Origin of the sequence: Dokdonella sp., from assembly GCF_035511235.1 — a bacterium.
GTDB lineage: Bacteria > Pseudomonadota > Gammaproteobacteria > Xanthomonadales > Rhodanobacteraceae > Dokdonella.
Genome location: NZ_DATKFQ010000005.1, coordinates 203,277 through 220,452, shown reverse-complemented (window position 1 = coordinate 220,452; position 17,176 = coordinate 203,277). Strand labels below are relative to the sequence as shown.

At 71.1% G+C, this 17,176-nt stretch carries 9 protein-coding genes; 4 read left to right on the top strand and 5 right to left on the bottom strand.

From position 1 onward, the window contains the following. Positions 1–63 precede the first annotated feature (63 nt). Positions 64–3,357, bottom strand: a complete 3,294-nt coding sequence (locus VMR06_RS02880) for an amidohydrolase family protein (protein WP_325372790.1) — start codon at positions 3,355–3,357, stop codon at positions 64–66. A 118-nt stretch (positions 3,358–3,475) separates the two neighbouring features. Here VMR06_RS02880 and VMR06_RS02875 point away from each other — a divergent pair, with 118 nt between their 5' ends. Continuing rightward, positions 3,476–5,902: a winged helix-turn-helix domain-containing protein gene (locus VMR06_RS02875; RefSeq protein ID WP_325372788.1), complete on the top strand. Its 2,427-nt coding sequence runs from the start codon at positions 3,476–3,478 to the stop codon at positions 5,900–5,902. Between the two features lie 252 nt (positions 5,903–6,154). After that, positions 6,155–7,306 (top strand): hypothetical protein, encoded by a 1,152-nt coding sequence (locus VMR06_RS02870; protein WP_325372786.1) that lies wholly within the window; start codon positions 6,155–6,157, stop codon positions 7,304–7,306. A 100-nt stretch (positions 7,307–7,406) separates the two neighbouring features. Here the strand turns inward: VMR06_RS02870 and VMR06_RS02865 are convergent, their stop codons facing one another. The 4 genes from VMR06_RS02865 to VMR06_RS02850 all read right to left on the bottom strand — a co-directional run bounded on the left by VMR06_RS02865 (position 7,407) and on the right by VMR06_RS02850 (position 12,590). After that, positions 7,407–8,789 carry a leucyl aminopeptidase family protein gene (locus VMR06_RS02865; protein WP_325372784.1) on the bottom strand — a complete coding sequence of 461 codons (1,383 nt, stop codon included), beginning with the start codon at positions 8,787–8,789 and terminating at the stop codon, positions 7,407–7,409. A 283-nt stretch (positions 8,790–9,072) separates the two neighbouring features. Continuing rightward, positions 9,073–9,822: an HAD-IA family hydrolase gene (locus tag VMR06_RS02860; protein ID WP_325372782.1), complete on the bottom strand. Its 750-nt coding sequence runs from the start codon at positions 9,820–9,822 to the stop codon at positions 9,073–9,075. A 46-nt stretch (positions 9,823–9,868) separates the two neighbouring features. Further along, positions 9,869–11,038 (bottom strand): substrate-binding domain-containing protein, encoded by a 1,170-nt coding sequence (locus VMR06_RS02855; RefSeq protein WP_325372780.1) that lies wholly within the window; start codon positions 11,036–11,038, stop codon positions 9,869–9,871. A gap of 133 nt (positions 11,039–11,171) precedes the next feature. Beyond that, positions 11,172–12,590, bottom strand: a complete 1,419-nt coding sequence (locus tag VMR06_RS02850) for a DegQ family serine endoprotease (RefSeq protein WP_325372778.1) — start codon at positions 12,588–12,590, stop codon at positions 11,172–11,174. A 546-nt stretch (positions 12,591–13,136) separates the two neighbouring features. Here VMR06_RS02850 and VMR06_RS02845 point away from each other — a divergent pair. Both VMR06_RS02845 and VMR06_RS02840 read left to right on the top strand, forming a co-directional pair. Then, positions 13,137–16,406 (top strand): LAGLIDADG family homing endonuclease, encoded by a 3,270-nt coding sequence (locus VMR06_RS02845; RefSeq protein ID WP_325372776.1) that lies wholly within the window; start codon positions 13,137–13,139, stop codon positions 16,404–16,406. A gap of 43 nt (positions 16,407–16,449) precedes the next feature. Continuing rightward, positions 16,450–17,175, top strand: a complete 726-nt coding sequence (locus tag VMR06_RS02840) for a hypothetical protein (RefSeq protein ID WP_325372774.1) — start codon at positions 16,450–16,452, stop codon at positions 17,173–17,175. Position 17,176: the final 1 nt, after the last annotated feature.

Genomic DNA, 17,176 nt, shown 5'->3' with positions numbered 1-17,176 from the left:
CCTCGATCGATCCCGCCGGCCGCCGCGCGGCCCGGCGCGGCGGCCTCGTGAGGCGTCGCTGCCTCAGTGCGAGTGCGGCACGCCGGACTTCGGGCAGTGGCACGGCGCGGTCGGGCCGTACTCGATGCCGAAGGTGCGGCCTTCGCGGTGGCGCTGCCAGTAGAACGTCGGCGCCGGCCGGTTCTTGCCGCCGACCTCGGCCATGTCGGCCTCGACGTCGAAGATGCGGCCGTTGACGGCGACGTAGCGCGTGTCGATCGTCGCGCGGATGTCCTCCAGCGGATTGGTGTTGAGCACGACGAAATCGGCGCGCTTGCCGGTCTCGATCGAGCCGATCTGCCCGGACAGGCCGATCAGGTCGGCGCCGTCGATCGTCGCCGCGCGCAGCGCCTGGAAGTTGCTGAAGCCGCCCTGCGTCAGCGACCAGGTTTCCCAGTTCGCCGACAGGCCCTGCAACTGGCCGTGGCCGCCGACCGTGATCTTGATGCCGGCGTCGCGCAGCGACTTGGCGGCCTTGGCGACCTCGACGTGGTAGTAGTCCCAGTCCGGCGCGGTCTCGCGGCGGATCGAGCGCGCGTCGAGCGTCTCGCGCGGGAAGAAGCGGTTGAGCTTCTTGTCCTCCCAGACGTTGTCGCGCGCGTACCACCAGTACTCGCCGCTGAGGCCGCCGTAGCTGACGACCAGGGTCGGCGTGTTGCGCACGTCGGTCTCCTTCCACAGATTGATCACGTCGGCGTACAGCGGCGCGACCGGCAGGTTGTGCTCGATGCTGGTCACGCCGTCGAGGACCATCGTCATGTTGTGGTTGAACGTCGAGCCGCCTTCCTCGACGACCAGCATGCCGAGCTCGCGCGCGGCCTGGTTGATCTGCTGGCGCTGGTCGCGGCGCGGCTGGTTGTAGCTCTTGACGCTGAAGGCGCCGTTGGCCTTCATGCGGCGCAGATGCGCACGTGCGTCGTCGAGCGAGTTGACGACCGCCTTGAAGTCGCCGTCGGCGCCGTAGAGGATCGTGCCGGTCGAGTAGATGCGCGGGCCGACCAGCAGGCCGGCCTTGACCAGCTCGGCCTGCGAGAACACGGTCTCGGTCGTCGCCGACGGATCGTGCGTGGTCGTGATGCCGAACGCCAGGTTGGTGTAGTACGCCCAGTTCTGCTGCGGCACCACGCCGCTGGTGAAGTGGTTCACGTGCGCATGCACGTCGACGTAGCCCGGCACGATCGTCTTGCCGGCTGCGTCGATCACGCGCGCATCGGCCGGCACCGACACGCGATCAGCCGGGCCGACCGCGCGGATCGTGTCGCCGTCGACCAGCAGCGTGCCGTTCTCGATGACCTCCTCGGTCTTCTCGGCATCGCGCATCGTCACGATGCGCGCGCCGGTGAACGCGACCAGGCCGCTCGGCGTATCGACCGGCGCGCTGATGCCGAGGTCGACGCCGGCGTCGCTGCCGGGCTTGGGCAGCTCCTTCGGCGCGCCGGGCACGAACGCGAACGCGTCCTTGAGCGCGCGCGAGTGGTAGCTGCGGCCGACCATCCAGTGCAGCGAGCTCGAATCGGCCGACCAGTGCAGGTACGAGCCGACGTCCTTGCTGACCGCGGTGACCGGAATCGCCTTGGTGTCCTTGGACAGCTCGATGCTGGTGCCGGTCTGCGGCAGCGGCGCGACGTAGGCGTTGAACAGCTCGGTGAACGCGACCCAGCGCCCGTCCGGACTGACGCTGACGAAGTCGACGTACTTGAGGTCGAACAGGTCGCGCGGCTCGCTGCCGTCGATGCCGATGCTCGAGAGCTTCTTCTTGAGGCCGCCGCCGGTCAGGTACAGCACGCGCGTGCCGTCGGCCGAGAACTGCGGGTCGCCGCCGCTCTTGGCGATGCGGCGCGCCTCGCCGCCGGCCGCCGGCATCACGTAGATGCCGCCTTCGCCGGAGTTGAGATTGCCGGTCAGCGAAGAGCCGGCGGTCTTGGCATAGACCACGCGCGTACCGTTCGGCGAATACTTCGGCGCGTAGTAGAAGCCCGGCGCCGCGGTCAGCCGGCGGGTCTGGCCGCTGGCGAGGTCGCGTTCGAGGATCGCGCCCTGGTCGGCGTCGTTCCAGGTCGTGTACAGCAGCTTGCGGCCGTCGGCGCTGAAGCTCGGCTGGTACTCGAACACGTTCGCGTCGGCGCCCAGGCGCTGCGGACGGCCGTTCGGCACTGCGCGCGTCCACAGATGGCCGAGCGCATGGAACACCACGCTGCGTCCGTCCGGACTGGTGGCGACGTCGCGGATCATCTTCGGCTCGAACGTGCCGGTCTCCAGCGTCTGCTCGAAGCGCAGCGGCGCGGCCAGGCGCTGCTCGACCTCGGCGCGGAACGCGATCGGCGCCGGCGTGCCGCTGGCCGCGTCGACGCGCCAGAGCTTGCCCTTGGCCCAGATCACCAATTGCTTGGAATCGGGCGTCCAGGCGTAGTTGGCGTACGGTCCGAAGATCGCCCAGGCTTCCTGCAGATCGTGCGAGAGGCCGTCCCAGAGCGGGCGCGCCTCGCCGCTGGCCAGATCCTGCACGTAGAGCACGCTCTTCTCGCGCACGCGCTTGACGAAGGCCAGCGTCTTGCCGTCCGGCGAGGGCTGCGGACGCACCGCGCCGCCGGCGCTGTCGACGATCGTTTCGATCTCGCCGGTCCGGCGGTCCAGCCGCTTGATCGCGTAGATCGTGTCGTGCGGATTCTTGTTGTACTGGAAGAACGGGCCCTGGCTGACGTCCTCGGAGAAGTACACGTAGCGGCCGTCGCGGCTGACCGCCGGCTCGCCGAGATCCTGCTGGTCGTTCTTCTGCTTGGTCAGCTGCAGGCCGGCGCCGCCGGTCTTGTGGTACATCCACAGCTCGCCGGCACCGAGCGAGCGCTGGCCGGTGAAGTGCTTGCGGCCGATCAGATAGTCGCCGTCGGGCGTCCAGGCCGGATTGTTGAGCAGGCGGAAGTCCTCCTTGGTGACCTGCACCGGCGTGCCGCCGCCGACCGGGATGCGCCACAGATTGTTGCCGCCGCCGCGGTCGGAGGTATAGGCCAGCTCGCGGCCGTCCGGCGAGAAGCGCGGCTGCACGTCCCAGGCCTGGCCCTGGGTCAGGCGGCGCGCGCTGCCGCCTTCGATCGGCAGCAGGTACAGATCGCCGAGCAGGCTGAAGGCGATCGTCTTGCCGTCCGGGCTGACGTCCAGATCCAGCCAGGTGCCTTCCTCGACCGCGAAGCGCACGGTCTTGACCGGGCCGTGCGCTGCGTCGACGTCCCATTTGGCGTCGTCCTTCTTCTTGTCCGCGGCGAAGGCGAGGGTCGAGATGGCGAGGGACAGGGCGATCGTCAGCGGTCGGCGCAGCGGCATGGCGAGGTCTCGGGCGTCGGAGGAAACCGGCGATGCTACGGCATCGGCGCGGTGCGGACCCAGGACGAAAGTCCCGGCCGACCTCGCATGCGGCCGGGCCACGCGTTAAGTTAAGACGATGCGATCGATCGAATACCGCTTCGGCGACTTCCGTCTGCTGCCGGCCTCGCGCGAACTGTGGCGCGGCGCGCAACCGCTCGTCGCGCCGCGCCGCGTGTTCGACTGCCTGGCCTATCTGATCGAGCACCGCGATCGCGCGGTCGGTCGCGACGAGCTGGTCGCGGCGGTATGGGGGCGCGTCGACGTCTCCGACGTGCAGCTCGGCCAGATCGTCGTGCGCGCGCGCCGCGCGGTCGACGACGACGGCGTCGCGCAGCAGCGGATCCGCACGATCCAGGGTTTCGGCTACCGCTGGGTCGCCGAGACCGAGGTCGGCGAGGTCAGCCGCCTCGAGCCGCCCGCGCCGGCACCGGCGCCTTCACCGGCGCCTTCACCCGCGCCGGCCGCCGACGCGGCCGATCCGGCCGTCGCCGCCGATCCGCCGGCGTCCGCGGCAGCCGATGCGGCCGCGCTGCCCGCCACCGTGCCGACGCGCCGGCTGCTCGCCGCGCTCGCGGTCGCGCTGCTGCTGGTGGCCGTCGCCGTCGGGTGGCTGCGCCGCGATACGGCGCCGGCTGCGCTCGATCCGGCCGATGCGGCGACCGCGCTGGTGCTGCCGCTCGAGGCCAGCGCCCGTTCCAGCGAGGGCTGGGTCCGCCTCGGCGGCATGGATCTGATCGCCGACCGGCTGCGCAGCGGCGGCCTCTCGGTACCGACCAGCGAGAGCGTGCTGGCCGTGCTGCAGACCGTCGGCGAAGACCGCGAGGCGCAGACGCAGGCGCTGCAGCGCGCGTTCGGCGTGCGCTGGATCGTGCGCGGCACGGCCAGCCACGGCGACGGCGGCTGGCGTTTCGTGCTGAGTGCCGAAGCCGCCGACGGCGCGGTCGTCTCGGCCGAGGTCCAGCGCGAGGATGCCGTCGCCGCCGCGCGCGCGGCCGCCGACACGCTGCTCGCCGCGCTCGGTCGCGCCGCCCCCGGCGATGCCGCCGGCGACGGCAGCGCGCAGCAAGCCTGGCGCCGCGCGCGCGCCGCCCTGCTCGCGAACCAGAACGCGGCCGCCCGCGAGATCCTCAGCCAGTCGCCGGCACTGGCGCGCACGCCGCTCGAACGCGCCTACCGGCTGGCCCAGGTCGATCATCGCGATGGCCGCTACGACCGCGCCGAGGCCGGTCTCGACGCCGTGCTCGCCGAACTCGGCCCCGGCGGCGATGCGCTGCTGCGTACGCGCGTGCTGATCGCGCGCGGCGCGGCGCGGGCGCGGCGCGGCGATTTCGCCGCGGCCCTGACCGACTACGACGCGGCCCTGGCTGCGGCCCCGGCCGAAGGCGCCGCGCTCGAGCGCGGCCAGGCGCTGTCCGGCCGCGGCAGTTCGCTGGTGCCGGCGCACCGCTATGCCGAGGCGCTGGCCGCGATGGGCGAGGCGCGTGCGCACCTGGCCGCCGCCGGCGACCGCTTCGGCACCGCGCGTGTCGATGCCAACCTCGGCATGCTCGAGCTCTACCGCGGCCGCCCCGGCGCCGCGCTCGAATACCTCGACACCGCCGCCGGGCAGCTGCACGCGCTCGGCGCGCTGCACGAATGGCAGATCACCGTGACCGGCCTGGTCCAGGCGCGCCTGGCATTGCTGCAGCATGCCGAGGCGCAGGCCGCCGCCGATCGCGGCTGGGCCGTGCGCGAGCGCATGACCGAGCCCGATCAGATCGTCGACATCACGCTCAACCGCGCCCAGGTGCTGCTCGCGGCCGGCGACCTGCGCGGCGCCGAGCGGCTGCTCGCCGATCCGCTGATCGACCGCGCGGTCAATCCGGTGCTGGCCACGCGCGCGCTGGCGCTGCAGGCCGATCTCGCGCTGCAGGCCGGCCGCTGGGAATCGGCCGCGCGCCTGTCCGAGCGCGCGCTGGCGACCTGGCCGTCGAGCGGCGCCGACGGCGAGCGCGACTTCGTCGCGCTGATCGCGCAGCGCGCCCTGCTGGCCGCCGGCGAGCGCGAGCGCGCCGCGGCCGTGTTCGACCGCACGGCGGCGCCATCGGCCGCCGTCGAGCCACTGCCGGGCCGGGTGCCCGAACGACTGGCGCGCGCCGAGTGGCGCCAGGCGCTCGGCGACACCGCCGCCGGCGAGGACTTCCATGCCGCGCTGCAGCTGGCCGAGCGCGGCGGCGTGCCGGCCGATCTGGCCCTGGTCGCGTCCAGCTACGTGCCGTACCTGCTCGAGCACGGCGATCTGGCCGGCGCGCGCGCGGTCGCCGGCCGCGTCGCGCCGTGGGCCGCACGCGATTTCGACTGCGCCCTGGTCCAGCTGCGGCTGTTCCACGCGCTCGGCCAGGGCGAGGCCTGGGCCGCCGCGCTGCGCCAGACGCTCGATCTGGCCGGCCAGCGTGCGGTCCCCGACGACCTGCGCGCGGCACCGCCGCCGGTCGCCGGCAGCGGCGCCGCGCCGATCGGCTGAGGGCGCGGACCGACGCCGCTGCCGCCTCATGAGGTTTCCGGGGAAACCTCATGAGGCGCCCGACGCTCGATAAGGTGTCGGCGGGCGATTGACGCCCCGACCCGACGCAGCGGTGCGCACCGGGTGCCTGGAGCATGTCTGTTTCGCGATTGGAGCATCGATGGAATGCAGCCGCGGCAGCGCGGCCGCGAGACTGATTGCGTGCCGGCCGACGCGGCCCGCGCCTTCCTCATCCATCAGGAGCCCTCGCCGATGAAGCCGTCCGTCCACCCGCATGCCCGTCGTTTCCTGCTCGCTCTGGTGCTGGCCGGCCTGCCGGTGCCGGCATTGGCGGCGCGGCTCGAGGAGCTGCCGCTGCCGGCCGGCGGCGGCACCGCCGGCGTGTCGAACATCGCCGCCGACGCCACCGTGGTCGGCACGCTGTGGCCGGTCGGCGAGGTGCTGCGCTGGCGGCCCGGCCAGGCGCCGGAGAATCTCGGCGGCGACACCTACACGCTCGAGAACGTGATCCCGCTGATCTCGGCCGACGGCGCGACGATCGTCGCCTCGCACTACTTCTGGACGCCGGGTTCGGACGTGCCCGAGGCCGCGCCGGCGGTCTGGGACGGCAGCCAGTGGCAGCGCGTGCCCGGCATCGTGCTCGGCGACACCACGCCGTTCGGCATCGCCGACGACGGCAGCGCGCTGGCCGGCGCGGCCTATCCGGCCGAGCCGCCGCCGCCCGGCGGCTTCGTCTCGCTGCTGCCGTGGACCTGGACCGCCGGGACCGGCCAGGTCGTGCTGGATCTGCCGACCGGGCAGGAGGCCGGCCAGGCCTGGGCGGTCTCGTCCGGCGCGACGCGCGCGGCCGGCTTCACGACCAGCGCGAGCGGCGCCACGCGCCACGGCGTGCGCTGGGAAGGCAGCGCCGCGCATCCGATCCTCGACGGCCAGGGCAGCGCGGTCGGCCAGGCGATCGCCTGCAACAGCGACTGTTCGGTGATCGTCGGTGCCGGCGTCGAGGGCTCGGGCGGTTCGCCGCAGGCCTGGCGCTGGACCGCGGCGGCCGGCGTGAGCTATCTCGGCACGGTTGCCGGCGCGCTGCCCGAGGCGACCTACTACGCGTTCGACACCAATGAAGCCGGCACGATGATCGTCGGCTCGTACTACACGATCGATCCGCTGCTCGGCCCGTCCAACCGCGGCTTCGTCTGGACTGCGGCCGGCGGCATCGTCGACCTCGTCGATTTCCTGGCCGCGCGCGGCATCGACTACGGCGAAGGCTTCGGCGACCTCGTCGTCAACGCGATGACGCGCGATGGCGGCAAGCTGCTGATCAACGGCATGGACGGCGATTTCCAGCGCCGCCGCGCGGTCGTGCATCTGGACGGCGAGGCGATCTTCGCCGACGGCTTCGAGCACTGAGCGCGCCGATCGGCTCGATGAAAGACGCGGCGGCGGTTGCGAGCCGATCGCAACCGTCCGGGTGCGGCCGGACGCGAAGGCGACCGGTGCCGCCGAGCGCTCAGCCCGCGTAGCGCCGGCGCAGGAACTCGAAGTACGCGCGCAGGCCCTGCGCCTCGCCGCCGCGCGGCCGGCCGGGCTTGTCGCCGTCGTTCCACGAATAGACGTCCAGATGACACCACGGCAGCGATTCGGGCACGAAGCGCTCCAGATACAGCGCCGCGGTGATCGCGCCGGCATGGCGCGACGGTCCGGCATTGGCGAGGTCGGCGACGTGCGAGTCGAGCATCGTCAGGTACGGCCGCCACAGTGGCAGCCGCCACAGCGGATCGTGCGTGGCCTGCGCGGCCTCGAGCAGAGCGGTGGCCAGCTCGTCGCGGTTCGCGAACAGCACCGGCAGGTCCGGTCCGAGCGCGATGCGCGCCGCGCCGGTCAGCGTCGCGAAGTCGAGCACCAGGTCCGGCTTGGACTCGGCGGCGAGCGCGAGCGCGTCGCAGAGCACCAGGCGGCCCTCGGCGTCGGTATTGTCGATCTCGACGCTGAGGCCTGCGCGCGTCGTGATGACCTCGCCGGGACGGAACGCATCGCCCGAGACCGCGTTCTCGACCGCCGGCACCAGCAGCGTCAGCCGCACCGGCAGCGCGTGCTCGAGCACCAGGCCGGCCAGCGCGATCGCATGCGCGGCGCCGCCCATGTCCTTCTTCATCCAGCGCATGCCGTCGGCGGGCTTCAGATCCAGACCGCCGGTGTCGAAGCACACGCCCTTGCCGACCAGCACCAGATGCGGCGCGTCGACCGGGCCGTGCTCGAGCATCGCCAGGCGCGGTTCGCGCCCCGGTGCGGCGGCGCGGCCGACCGCGTGGATCGTCGGGAAGCGGCCGCTCAGCAGATCCTCGCCGACCCATTCGCGATAGGTGGCGCCGTGGCGCTCGGCCAGCGCGCGCACCGCGCCGGCCAGATCGGCCGGGCCCATGTCCTGCGTCGGCGTGTTGATCAGGTCGCGCGCCTGCGTGATCGCCGCGACGAACGGCGCGACGCGCGTCTGCACGGCCGCATCGACGACCAGCCGCGCCGGTGCGCGCGAGGCCTTGCGATAGCGCGTGTAGCGGTACGCGCCGAGCGCCCAGCCGAGCGCGATCTGATCGGCGTCGAGCGCGAGGCCGCGCGGATCGAGCGCGTAGTCGCCGGCCGGCAGCCGCTGCGGCAGCGAGGCCAGCGCGTACGGACCTTCGCTCGGCCGGCAGCCGGCGAGCACGGCGCGCACGCTGCCGTCGCCGTCGGGCAGCGCGAGCAGCTGGCCGCTCTGGCCGGTGAAGCCCTGGGTCTGGCACCAGCGCGACGCGGCGTCGCCGAGTCCGGTCAGCACGGCCGGCAAGGTCGCGGCCTCGACGGCGATCAGCGCGATCGGCTGCGGAGCATCGGCGGGAGAGATCCAGGCGGTCATCGGTACGGCCTCGTCGAACGGTGGTCGGGCAGGGAATGGACAGGATGTCGGAACCGGGCGCCGCTGTCTGCTGCGGCGAGGGCGCGAGCGCCGGCCGGCGCCGCGCCGCAGTCGCGCGCGATGGCGCCGCGCGCACCGCGGATCGCAGGTCGATCCACCGATGCGATCGCCGCGGTGTTCCGATCGCGCCGCGCGAAGATGGCCGGCCCGGCTGCGCGGCGGATCGGCCGCGCCGGCGATCGATACGGCTGCGCGATACGCGATCGCAGTGGCGTGCGGCCTGTCACCCGCCTGCAGGTGGGGGCGTATGCGCCTCGATCCAGGCGGCCAGCGCGGCCAGATCGGGGAAGTGCAGCACCGGCGCATCGGCGTCGTGCCAGGCCAGGCCGGCGCGGTTGATCCATACCGCCGGCATGCCGACCGCGCGCGCGCCGGCGACGTCGAGCGCCGGGTCGTCGCCGACGTGCAGCACCTGGTGCGGCGCCAGGCCCAGACGCTCGCAGGCGTGCAGGAAGATCTGCGGATCGGGCTTGGCGACGCCGACCTCGCGCGCGCTGATCGAGAACCGGAAATGCCGGTCCAGGCCGATCCGCGCCAGGTCCGCGTTGCCGTTGGACAGGCTGACCAGCGGCAGCCGGCCGGCCAGGCGCGCCAGCGCCGGCTCGGCGTCGGCGTAGCAGTCCACGCAGTTGCGCTCGTGCTGATAGATCGCGTAGGCGGCCTCGACCCAGCCCTCGTCGAGGCCGAACGGCGCGAATGCGCGGCGCAGCGTCAGCTTGCGCTGCATCGTGTAGTCGTGCGCGTACTCGGGGTGCTCGCGGTTGATCGTCTCGCGCAGGGCGCGCATCGCCTCGACCGGCCAGGCGGCTGCGACCTCGGGACAGTGTGCGTGCAGCCAGGCGTCGACGCGCTGCTCGACGCGCGCCATCACCGGCGCGATCGGCCACAGCGTGTCGTCCAGATCGAGCGTGATCGCGCGGATCGCCGCCGCGTCGATCCGCTCGGTGGGCGGCGTGGAGGCGCGGCCCGGCACGGTGCCGGACCTCGTGTCGCGGAACGTCGGCCCGGCGCGCGTCACGTCACTTGCCGCCGGCTTTCTCCTTGGCCTTCTTCGCGGCGGCCTCTTCGGCGCGCACGCGCGCTTCCTGCGTCGATTCGGCGCCCGGCGCGCTGGCCAGCTTCGAGGCCAGCGTCGCCTGCGGCGCGCCGGCCGGCGTCGTCGACACCGCCGTCGTCGCGGCGGTCGCGGTCGCGGCTGCCGGCGCCTCGAGCGCGGCCTCGCGCTTGAGCTCGTCGTCGATCGCGGCCAGCCGCTCGGGTTCGCGCTCGGCGAGGCCGGCCGCGTCCGCGTACGGCAGCAGCTGGTGGCGGCGCATCGCGGCCTTGGCCTCGGGCGTGGCGAGGAAGGCGACGAACGGATCGACCAGCTCGCGCTTGGGATCGTCGAAGCGGGTGACGAGGTAGAGCGTCATGTACAGCGGATAGGTGCCGTTGGCGATCGAGTCGGTCGATGCCGGGATGCCGGCCACCGACAGCATCTTGAGGTCCTTGCGCGCATAGACGCCCGACAGCGAGGTCAGGCCCAGGCCGTTCGGGTCCAGCGTGACGCCCTCTTCGAGCACGGTCACGTTGAGGTACTGGCGCGGCGCGTAGATGCGCTGCTCGCCCTTGCGGTACAGCAGGTAGCGCAGGCTGTACTCGACGCCGTCCATCGGCGCGGCGACCGAGTAGACGTTGATCGGCGCATCGCGGCCGCCGACGTCCTTCCAGTTCTGGATGCGGCCCAGATAAATCTGGCGCAGCTGGCGCAGCGTCAGGTTGTTGACCGGGTTGCTCGGATGCGTGATCGGGACGATCGCGTCGAAGGCTTGCGGGATGAAGTTGAGATTGGCTTCCTGCTCGCGGCCGTCGTGCTTGACGCGTGCGCTGCCGGCCAGGTCCGCCGCGCCGGAGGACACCGCGTCCAGCCCCGAGATCGTGCTGAACGGCTGCATGTTGATGCGGACTTGGTGCTGCTTCTCGTACAGCGCCGCGATGTCGGCGACCAGGCCGCGGCCGGTCGCATGGTCGCCGCGCCAGATCAGCGTCGCCTTCGGCGGCGGCCCCTTCTTGGTCGATGCCTTGGCGGCCGGCTTCGGCGCCGCCGGCTTCGCAGCGGCGGGCTTGGCGGTGGCGGGCGCAGGATCGGCTGCGTTGACGGCGCCGGCCAGACACAGCAGCGCGGCGATCAGAACGTGGCGTACAGGCATCGGAGGTGAAAAGTCCATTAAAAACGCGCGCACCTTACCACGCACGCCGTCGCGTCGCCCGGACCGCCGACCTGAACGCCCCCAGCGCCGCGCAAGGGGCTGCGGCGCCGCGGACGGCGGCGCCGCAGCGGGCTCATTCGACCAGCAGGAAGAACGCGTTCTGGCCGCGCACCACGGTCAGCAGCAGCTGGCGCGTGCGCCGCTGCAGCACCTGCTCGAGGTCGTCGACGCCGCCGATGTCGCGCTGGTTGACCGCGGCGATCAGGTCGCCGCTGCGCAGGCCGTTCGCATAGGCGCGGCTGCCCTCGGCCACGCGCGTCACCGCGACGCCGCCGAGCGCCTGGCGCTGGCTGTCGGCCTGGTCGGCGATCTGCGCGCCGGCCAGGCGCGGATCGAGGCTGTCGCCGCTGACGCTGCGCACGGTCGGCGCCTCCAGCGTGGTGGTCAGCGTCTGCGGCTTGCCGTCGCGCAGGATGCCGAGCGTGATCTTCGAGCCGGTCGGCGTCAGGCCCTCGAGGTTGTGCAGTTCCTGCGCACCACGCACCGGCTTGCCGTCGAGCGAGAGGATCGTATCGCCGGCGGCCAAGCCGGCGCGGCTGGCCGGCGAGCCCGAGCGCACGCGCGCGACCACCGCGCCGCGCGCATCGCCGAGGTTCAGCAGACGGGCCAGCTCCGGCGTGATGTCCTGCGCCTCCACGCCGAGCGCGCCGCGCTTGACGGTGCCGAACTCGACCAGCTGGCGCATCACCTGCGCGACCAGATCCGAAGGAATCGCGAAGCCGATGCCGACGTTGCCGCCCGACGGCGAGAAGATCATCGAGTTGATGCCGACCAGGTTGCCGCGCAGATCGACCAGCGGACCGCCGGAGTTGCCGGGATTGATCGAGGCATCGGTCTGGATGAAGTTCTGGTAGCCGCGGCCGCCGAGGCCGGTGCGGCCGAGCGCCGAGACGATGCCCGAGGTCACGGTCTGGCCGAGGCCGAACGGATTGCCGACCGCGACCACGAAATCGCCGACGCGCAATTCGGCGCTGTTGGCGAGCGGCAGCGCGGACAGGCGCTCGGCCGGGATCTTCAGCACCGCCAGGTCGGTGTCCGGATCGGTGCCGATCAGCGTGCCGGTCAGCGTGCGGCCGTCGGCCAGCGTCACCGAGACGTCGTCGGCGCCTTCGACGACGTGGTTGTTGGTCAGCACGTAGCCTTTGGCGGCGTCGACGATGACGCCCGAGCCCAGCGACTGCTGCACGCGCTCGCGCGGCATGTCCGGCAGGCCGAAGAAGTGCTCGAAGAACGGATCGCGGCGCACGCGCACGCGGGTCTTGGTGTTGATGTTGACGACCGCCGGCGTCACCCGCTCGAGCATCGGCGCCAGCGATGGCAGCGGCTGGCCGTCCAGCGAGGCCGGCAGCGCCGCGCCGGCCGGCGCGATCAGATGATCCGACAGCTGGCGCGCGACCGGCGCGGCGTTCTCGTGCAGGGCGCTGCCGGCGACGAAGCCGGCCAGCGCGATCGCCGTCGCGGCGACGGCCAGGGTCAGTCTCTTGGGTTGCATCGGGCCTCCGGGTGCCTCGGTGTATGGGGCGGACGGAACATGGGGCTGAGGACAGTAGCGGCCGCCGGCGCGGGCAGTCCATAACGATCCGGTCCGCGGCCGGCGGGCGCGCATGGGACCGTCGCGCTTGCAGAGGGTTCCGGCCGGCCCCGCGCGGTTCAGCCGCCGTATCGCGGCGGCGCGCGCGCAGCGACGCCGCGCGCCTGCTTTTGCAGGGTTCCGCGCGTTTCGCGCAGGCCGCGCGGACGTCACCACACGTCACCGAAAACCGCTTTACTTCGGACCTCGGTGGGCGTACGGTGAGCCGACGTGTCGGGCACAAGATGTTGTGGTCTTGTGTGGGGCGACTACCAGGATTTGGGTGAACAAGCCGGGGCGCCGCGCGCGTGCCGGTGACCCGGACCGGTTGTCCCGTCCCGTTACCGCACAGCTCGGCGAGGCCCCGCGGCGCAGCTGCGTCGCGCCATTCCGGTCCCGTCACGGAAGCGCGTCATGAAGAACAAAAATCGGCCGCCAGAGGCCCGCAATCGGGAGACCGAAAACACGATGAACACGGTACGTCTGGAACAGCTCGCGCGCGGCGCGATCGAGATCCCGCTGCAGCCGGCCTCCTGGGACATCTGGGACAAGAAGTACCGATTGAAGTCCAAGCAGGGCGAGCCGGTCGACGAGACGATCGACCACACCTGGCAGCGCATCGCGCGCGCCCTGTCCGAGGTCGAGGAGCCGGCGCTGCGCGGCCACTGGTACGAGCGTTTCCTGTGGGCGTTGCGCCGCGGCGCGATTCCGGCCGGACGCATCACGTCCAACGCCGGCGCGCTCGAGCACAAGCCCAAGACCTCGACGATCAACTGCACGGTCTCCGGCACGATCCAGGACTCGATGGACGACATCCTCGAGAAGGTCCACGAGGCCGGCCTGACGCTGAAGGCCGGCTGCGGCATCGGCTACGAGTTCTCGACGCTGCGCCCGCGCGGCGCATACGTCTCCGGCGCCGGCGCCTACACCTCCGGGCCGCTGTCGTTCATGGACATCTACGACAAGATGTGTTTCACGGTGTCCTCCGCCGGCGGCCGCCGCGGCGCGCAGATGGGCACGTTCGACGTCAGCCATCCGGACGTCAGGGAATTCATCCGCGCCAAGCGCGAGGACGGCCGCCTGCGCCAGTTCAACCTGTCGCTGCTGATCACCGATGGCTTCATGGAGGCGGTCGAGTCCGACGCCGACTGGCCGCTGGTATTCCCGGTGCACGTCAAGGAGCAGGGCGAGGTCGACCTGACCGACGCGGAGAAGATGGTCTGGCGCGACTGGCCCACGCACAAGCACTACGTCGTCCGCGAGGACGGCCTGGTCGCGTGCAAGATCTACGGCCACATCCGCGCGCGGCACCTGTGGGACATGATCATGGTGTCCACCTACGACTTCGCCGAGCCCGGGTTCATCCTGATCGACCGCGTCAACGAGATGAACAACAACTGGTGGTGCGAGCAGATCCGCGCGACCAACCCGTGCGTGACCGCCGATACGCGGCTGGCCACGCAGTACGGCATGGTGCCGATCGGCGAGCTTCATGCCAGCGGCGCCACGCTCCAAGCCAGCGTCGACACCCGCACGCTGCCGGTCGGCGGCAAGGGTGTGGTGACACGGCCGGCCAAGCCGGCATTCATGACCGCGCAGCGCGCGCCGGTCTACCGCGTGCGTACCGAGGACGGCTATGAGATCAAGGCCACCGAGTGGCACGATTTCTACACCGAGCGCGGCAAGATCAAGCTGCGCGAGCTCGCAGTCGGCGACGCCCTGCTGGTGCAATCCGGCAAGGGACAGTTCGGCAGCGAGGGCAGCGAGGATCTGGGTCTGCTGCTCGGCCTCATTACCGGCGACGGTCATTTCACGAACCGCGGAGACGGCAAGGAAGCCGCCATCGTCACGCTGTGGGGCGAGGACCGCGCGCTGGCCGATCGCGTCGCCGACTACGTCAACACGCTGATCGCCGGGGCGTCGTTGCACGGCCACCGCGACTATCGCGTGGCGCCGGTTGCGGTGCCCGAGCGCAATCAGGTCTTCATCCGCTCGGTGATGTTGGCGCGCCTGCTCGAACATTATGGATTCACGCGGCACACCAAGCTCAAAGTGCCCGAAGTGATCTGGCGTGGCAGCGAGGCCTGCGTGCGCGGCTATCTGCGTGCGTTGTTCCAGACCGACGGTACCGTCAACGTGTCCTCGCGCAGTCAGAGCTGTTCGGTGCGTCTGGCCTCGAGTCAGCGCGGTCTGTTGCAGGACGTACAGACCCTGCTCGCGAACTTCGGCGTGTTCTGCCGCATCCGCCTGCGCCGCGCCGCTCGCGACAAGACCTTGCCGGACGGCAAGGGCGGTGCGCGCGACTATCGCTGCGGAGCCGACTACGAACTGATTGTCGATGGCGAATCGCGTGAGCGCTTCATGCGCGAGATCGGCTTTCTACTGCCGGCCAAGAACGACAAGTACTGCGCCTGGGCCGATGGCAAGCTGCTGCGCAAGACGCAGCGCTTCAGCTCGCGCATCGAGTCGATCGAGTACATCGGCGAAGAGGCCGTCTTCGATACCACGCAGCCGGACCATAATTCGGTTATTTTCAATGGGTTGGTCACTGGGCAGTGCGGCGAGCAGCCATTGCCGCCGTACGGCTCCTGCCTGCTCGGCTCGGTCAACCTGACCACGTTCGTGCGCGACCCGTTCGGGCCCAAGGCGCGGTTCGACTGGGACGAGTACCGCGAGGTCGTGCGCGTGTTCACGCGCATGCTCGACAACGTGGTCGAGATCAACGGGCTGCCGCTGCAGCAGCAGCGCGACGAGATCATCGGCAAGCGCCGTCACGGCATGGGCTTCCTCGGCCTGGGCTCCACGCTGACGATGCTCAAGCACCGCTATGGGTCCAAGGAGGCCTGCGCGTTCACCGAGGACGTCTCGCGCGAGATGGCGCTGGCCGGCTGGGAGATCGCGCTGGAGCTGGCCAAGGAGAAGGGCCCGGCGCCGATCCTGGCGCAGACCTTCACGGTCACCGCCGAGATGCTGCGCAAGCGCCCGGAGATGGCCGCCGACGGCTGGAAGGCCGGCGATGCGATCACCGGCGCCGTACTGCATGCGCGCTACAGCCGCTACATGCAGCGCGTGGCCGAGGTGGCGCCGGACCTGGTCGCCGAGCTGGCCGAGGTCGGCGCGCGCTTCACGCACCACTCCTCGATCGCGCCGACCGGCACGATCTCGCTGTCGCTGGCCAACAACGCCTCCAACGGCATCGAGCCGAGCTTCGCGCACCACTACAGCCGCAACGTGATCCGCGAGGGCCGCAAGACCAAGGAGAAGGTCTCGGTCTACAGCTATGAACTCCTGGCCTATCGCGAGCTGATCAACGGCCAGGCGATGCCGTTCTCCGATAAACCTGAAGAGAAGCTCCCCGACTACTTCGTCGCCGCCGACGACATCACCCCGAAGGAACACGTCGACATCCAGGCCGCCGCGCAGAAATGGGTCGATTCGTCGATCTCCAAGACCGCCAACGTGCCGACCGACTACCCCTACGAGGACTTCAAGGACATCTACCGCTACGCCCACCGGCAGGGCTTGAAGGGCTGCACGACCTTCAGGTTCAATCCGGCGGCCTTCCAAGGCGTGCTGGTGAAGGAGCATGATCTAGCCGCCACCACCTACCGTTTCGAACTCGAGGACGGCTCCGTGGTGGAGGTGAGGGGCAATGAGGAGATCGAATACGACGGCGAGAAGCACACTGCCGCCAACCTGTTCGATGCCCTGAAAGAAGGCTACTACGGCAAGTTCTGATCGACGTTCGTCAACCACACACCAAAGGTCGGAGGGGTTTCAGATGCACAGCGAAGGCAACGAGTCCGGCAGTCCGCTGGAGAATTTCAAGGAGGGCCTGGCCGAGGCCGGCGGTGCCGTCGTCGACGGCGCCAGCGCACTGGCCAGTTCCGTCGCCACCGCGGCGACCGACGTGAAGGACGCCGCCAAGAGCGTCGCGCAGAAGGCCGTCGGCACCGTCGTCAAGGCGCGCAAGCAGGCCGCCCGCAAGGTCCGCGCCGTGGTCGCCAAGACCAAGAAGGCCGTGACCGGCGAGAAGAAGGCTGCCAGCGCCGCCGCCGGCAAGGCCAAGGCCAGCGTCAAGAAGGCCGCCAAGTCCGTCGCCAAGAAGGCCGCGGCGGAGAAGACCGCCGTCAAGAAGGCGGTCAAGAAGGTCGCGAAGAAGGCTGCAGCGAAGAAGGCCGCCGTCAAGAAGGCCACGGCCAAGAAGGCTGCCGTCAAGAAGGCAGTCAAGAAGGTCACGGCCAAGAAGGCGGCCGTCAAGAAGGCACCCGTGAAGAAGGGCGCCGCCAAGAAGGCGGTCAAGAAGGTCGCCCGCAGCGCCGCCAAGAAGGCGCCGGTCAAGAAGGCCGCCAAGAAGGCGGTGAAGAAGGCCGCGCCGCGCAGGGCCGCGGTCAAGAAGGCACCCGCCAAGAAAGCCCCGGCCAAGAAGGCGCCGATGAAGAAGGCGCCGGCCAAGAAAGCCCCGACGAAGAAAGCCGCCAAGAAGGCGGCCGCCCGCCGGCGTTGAC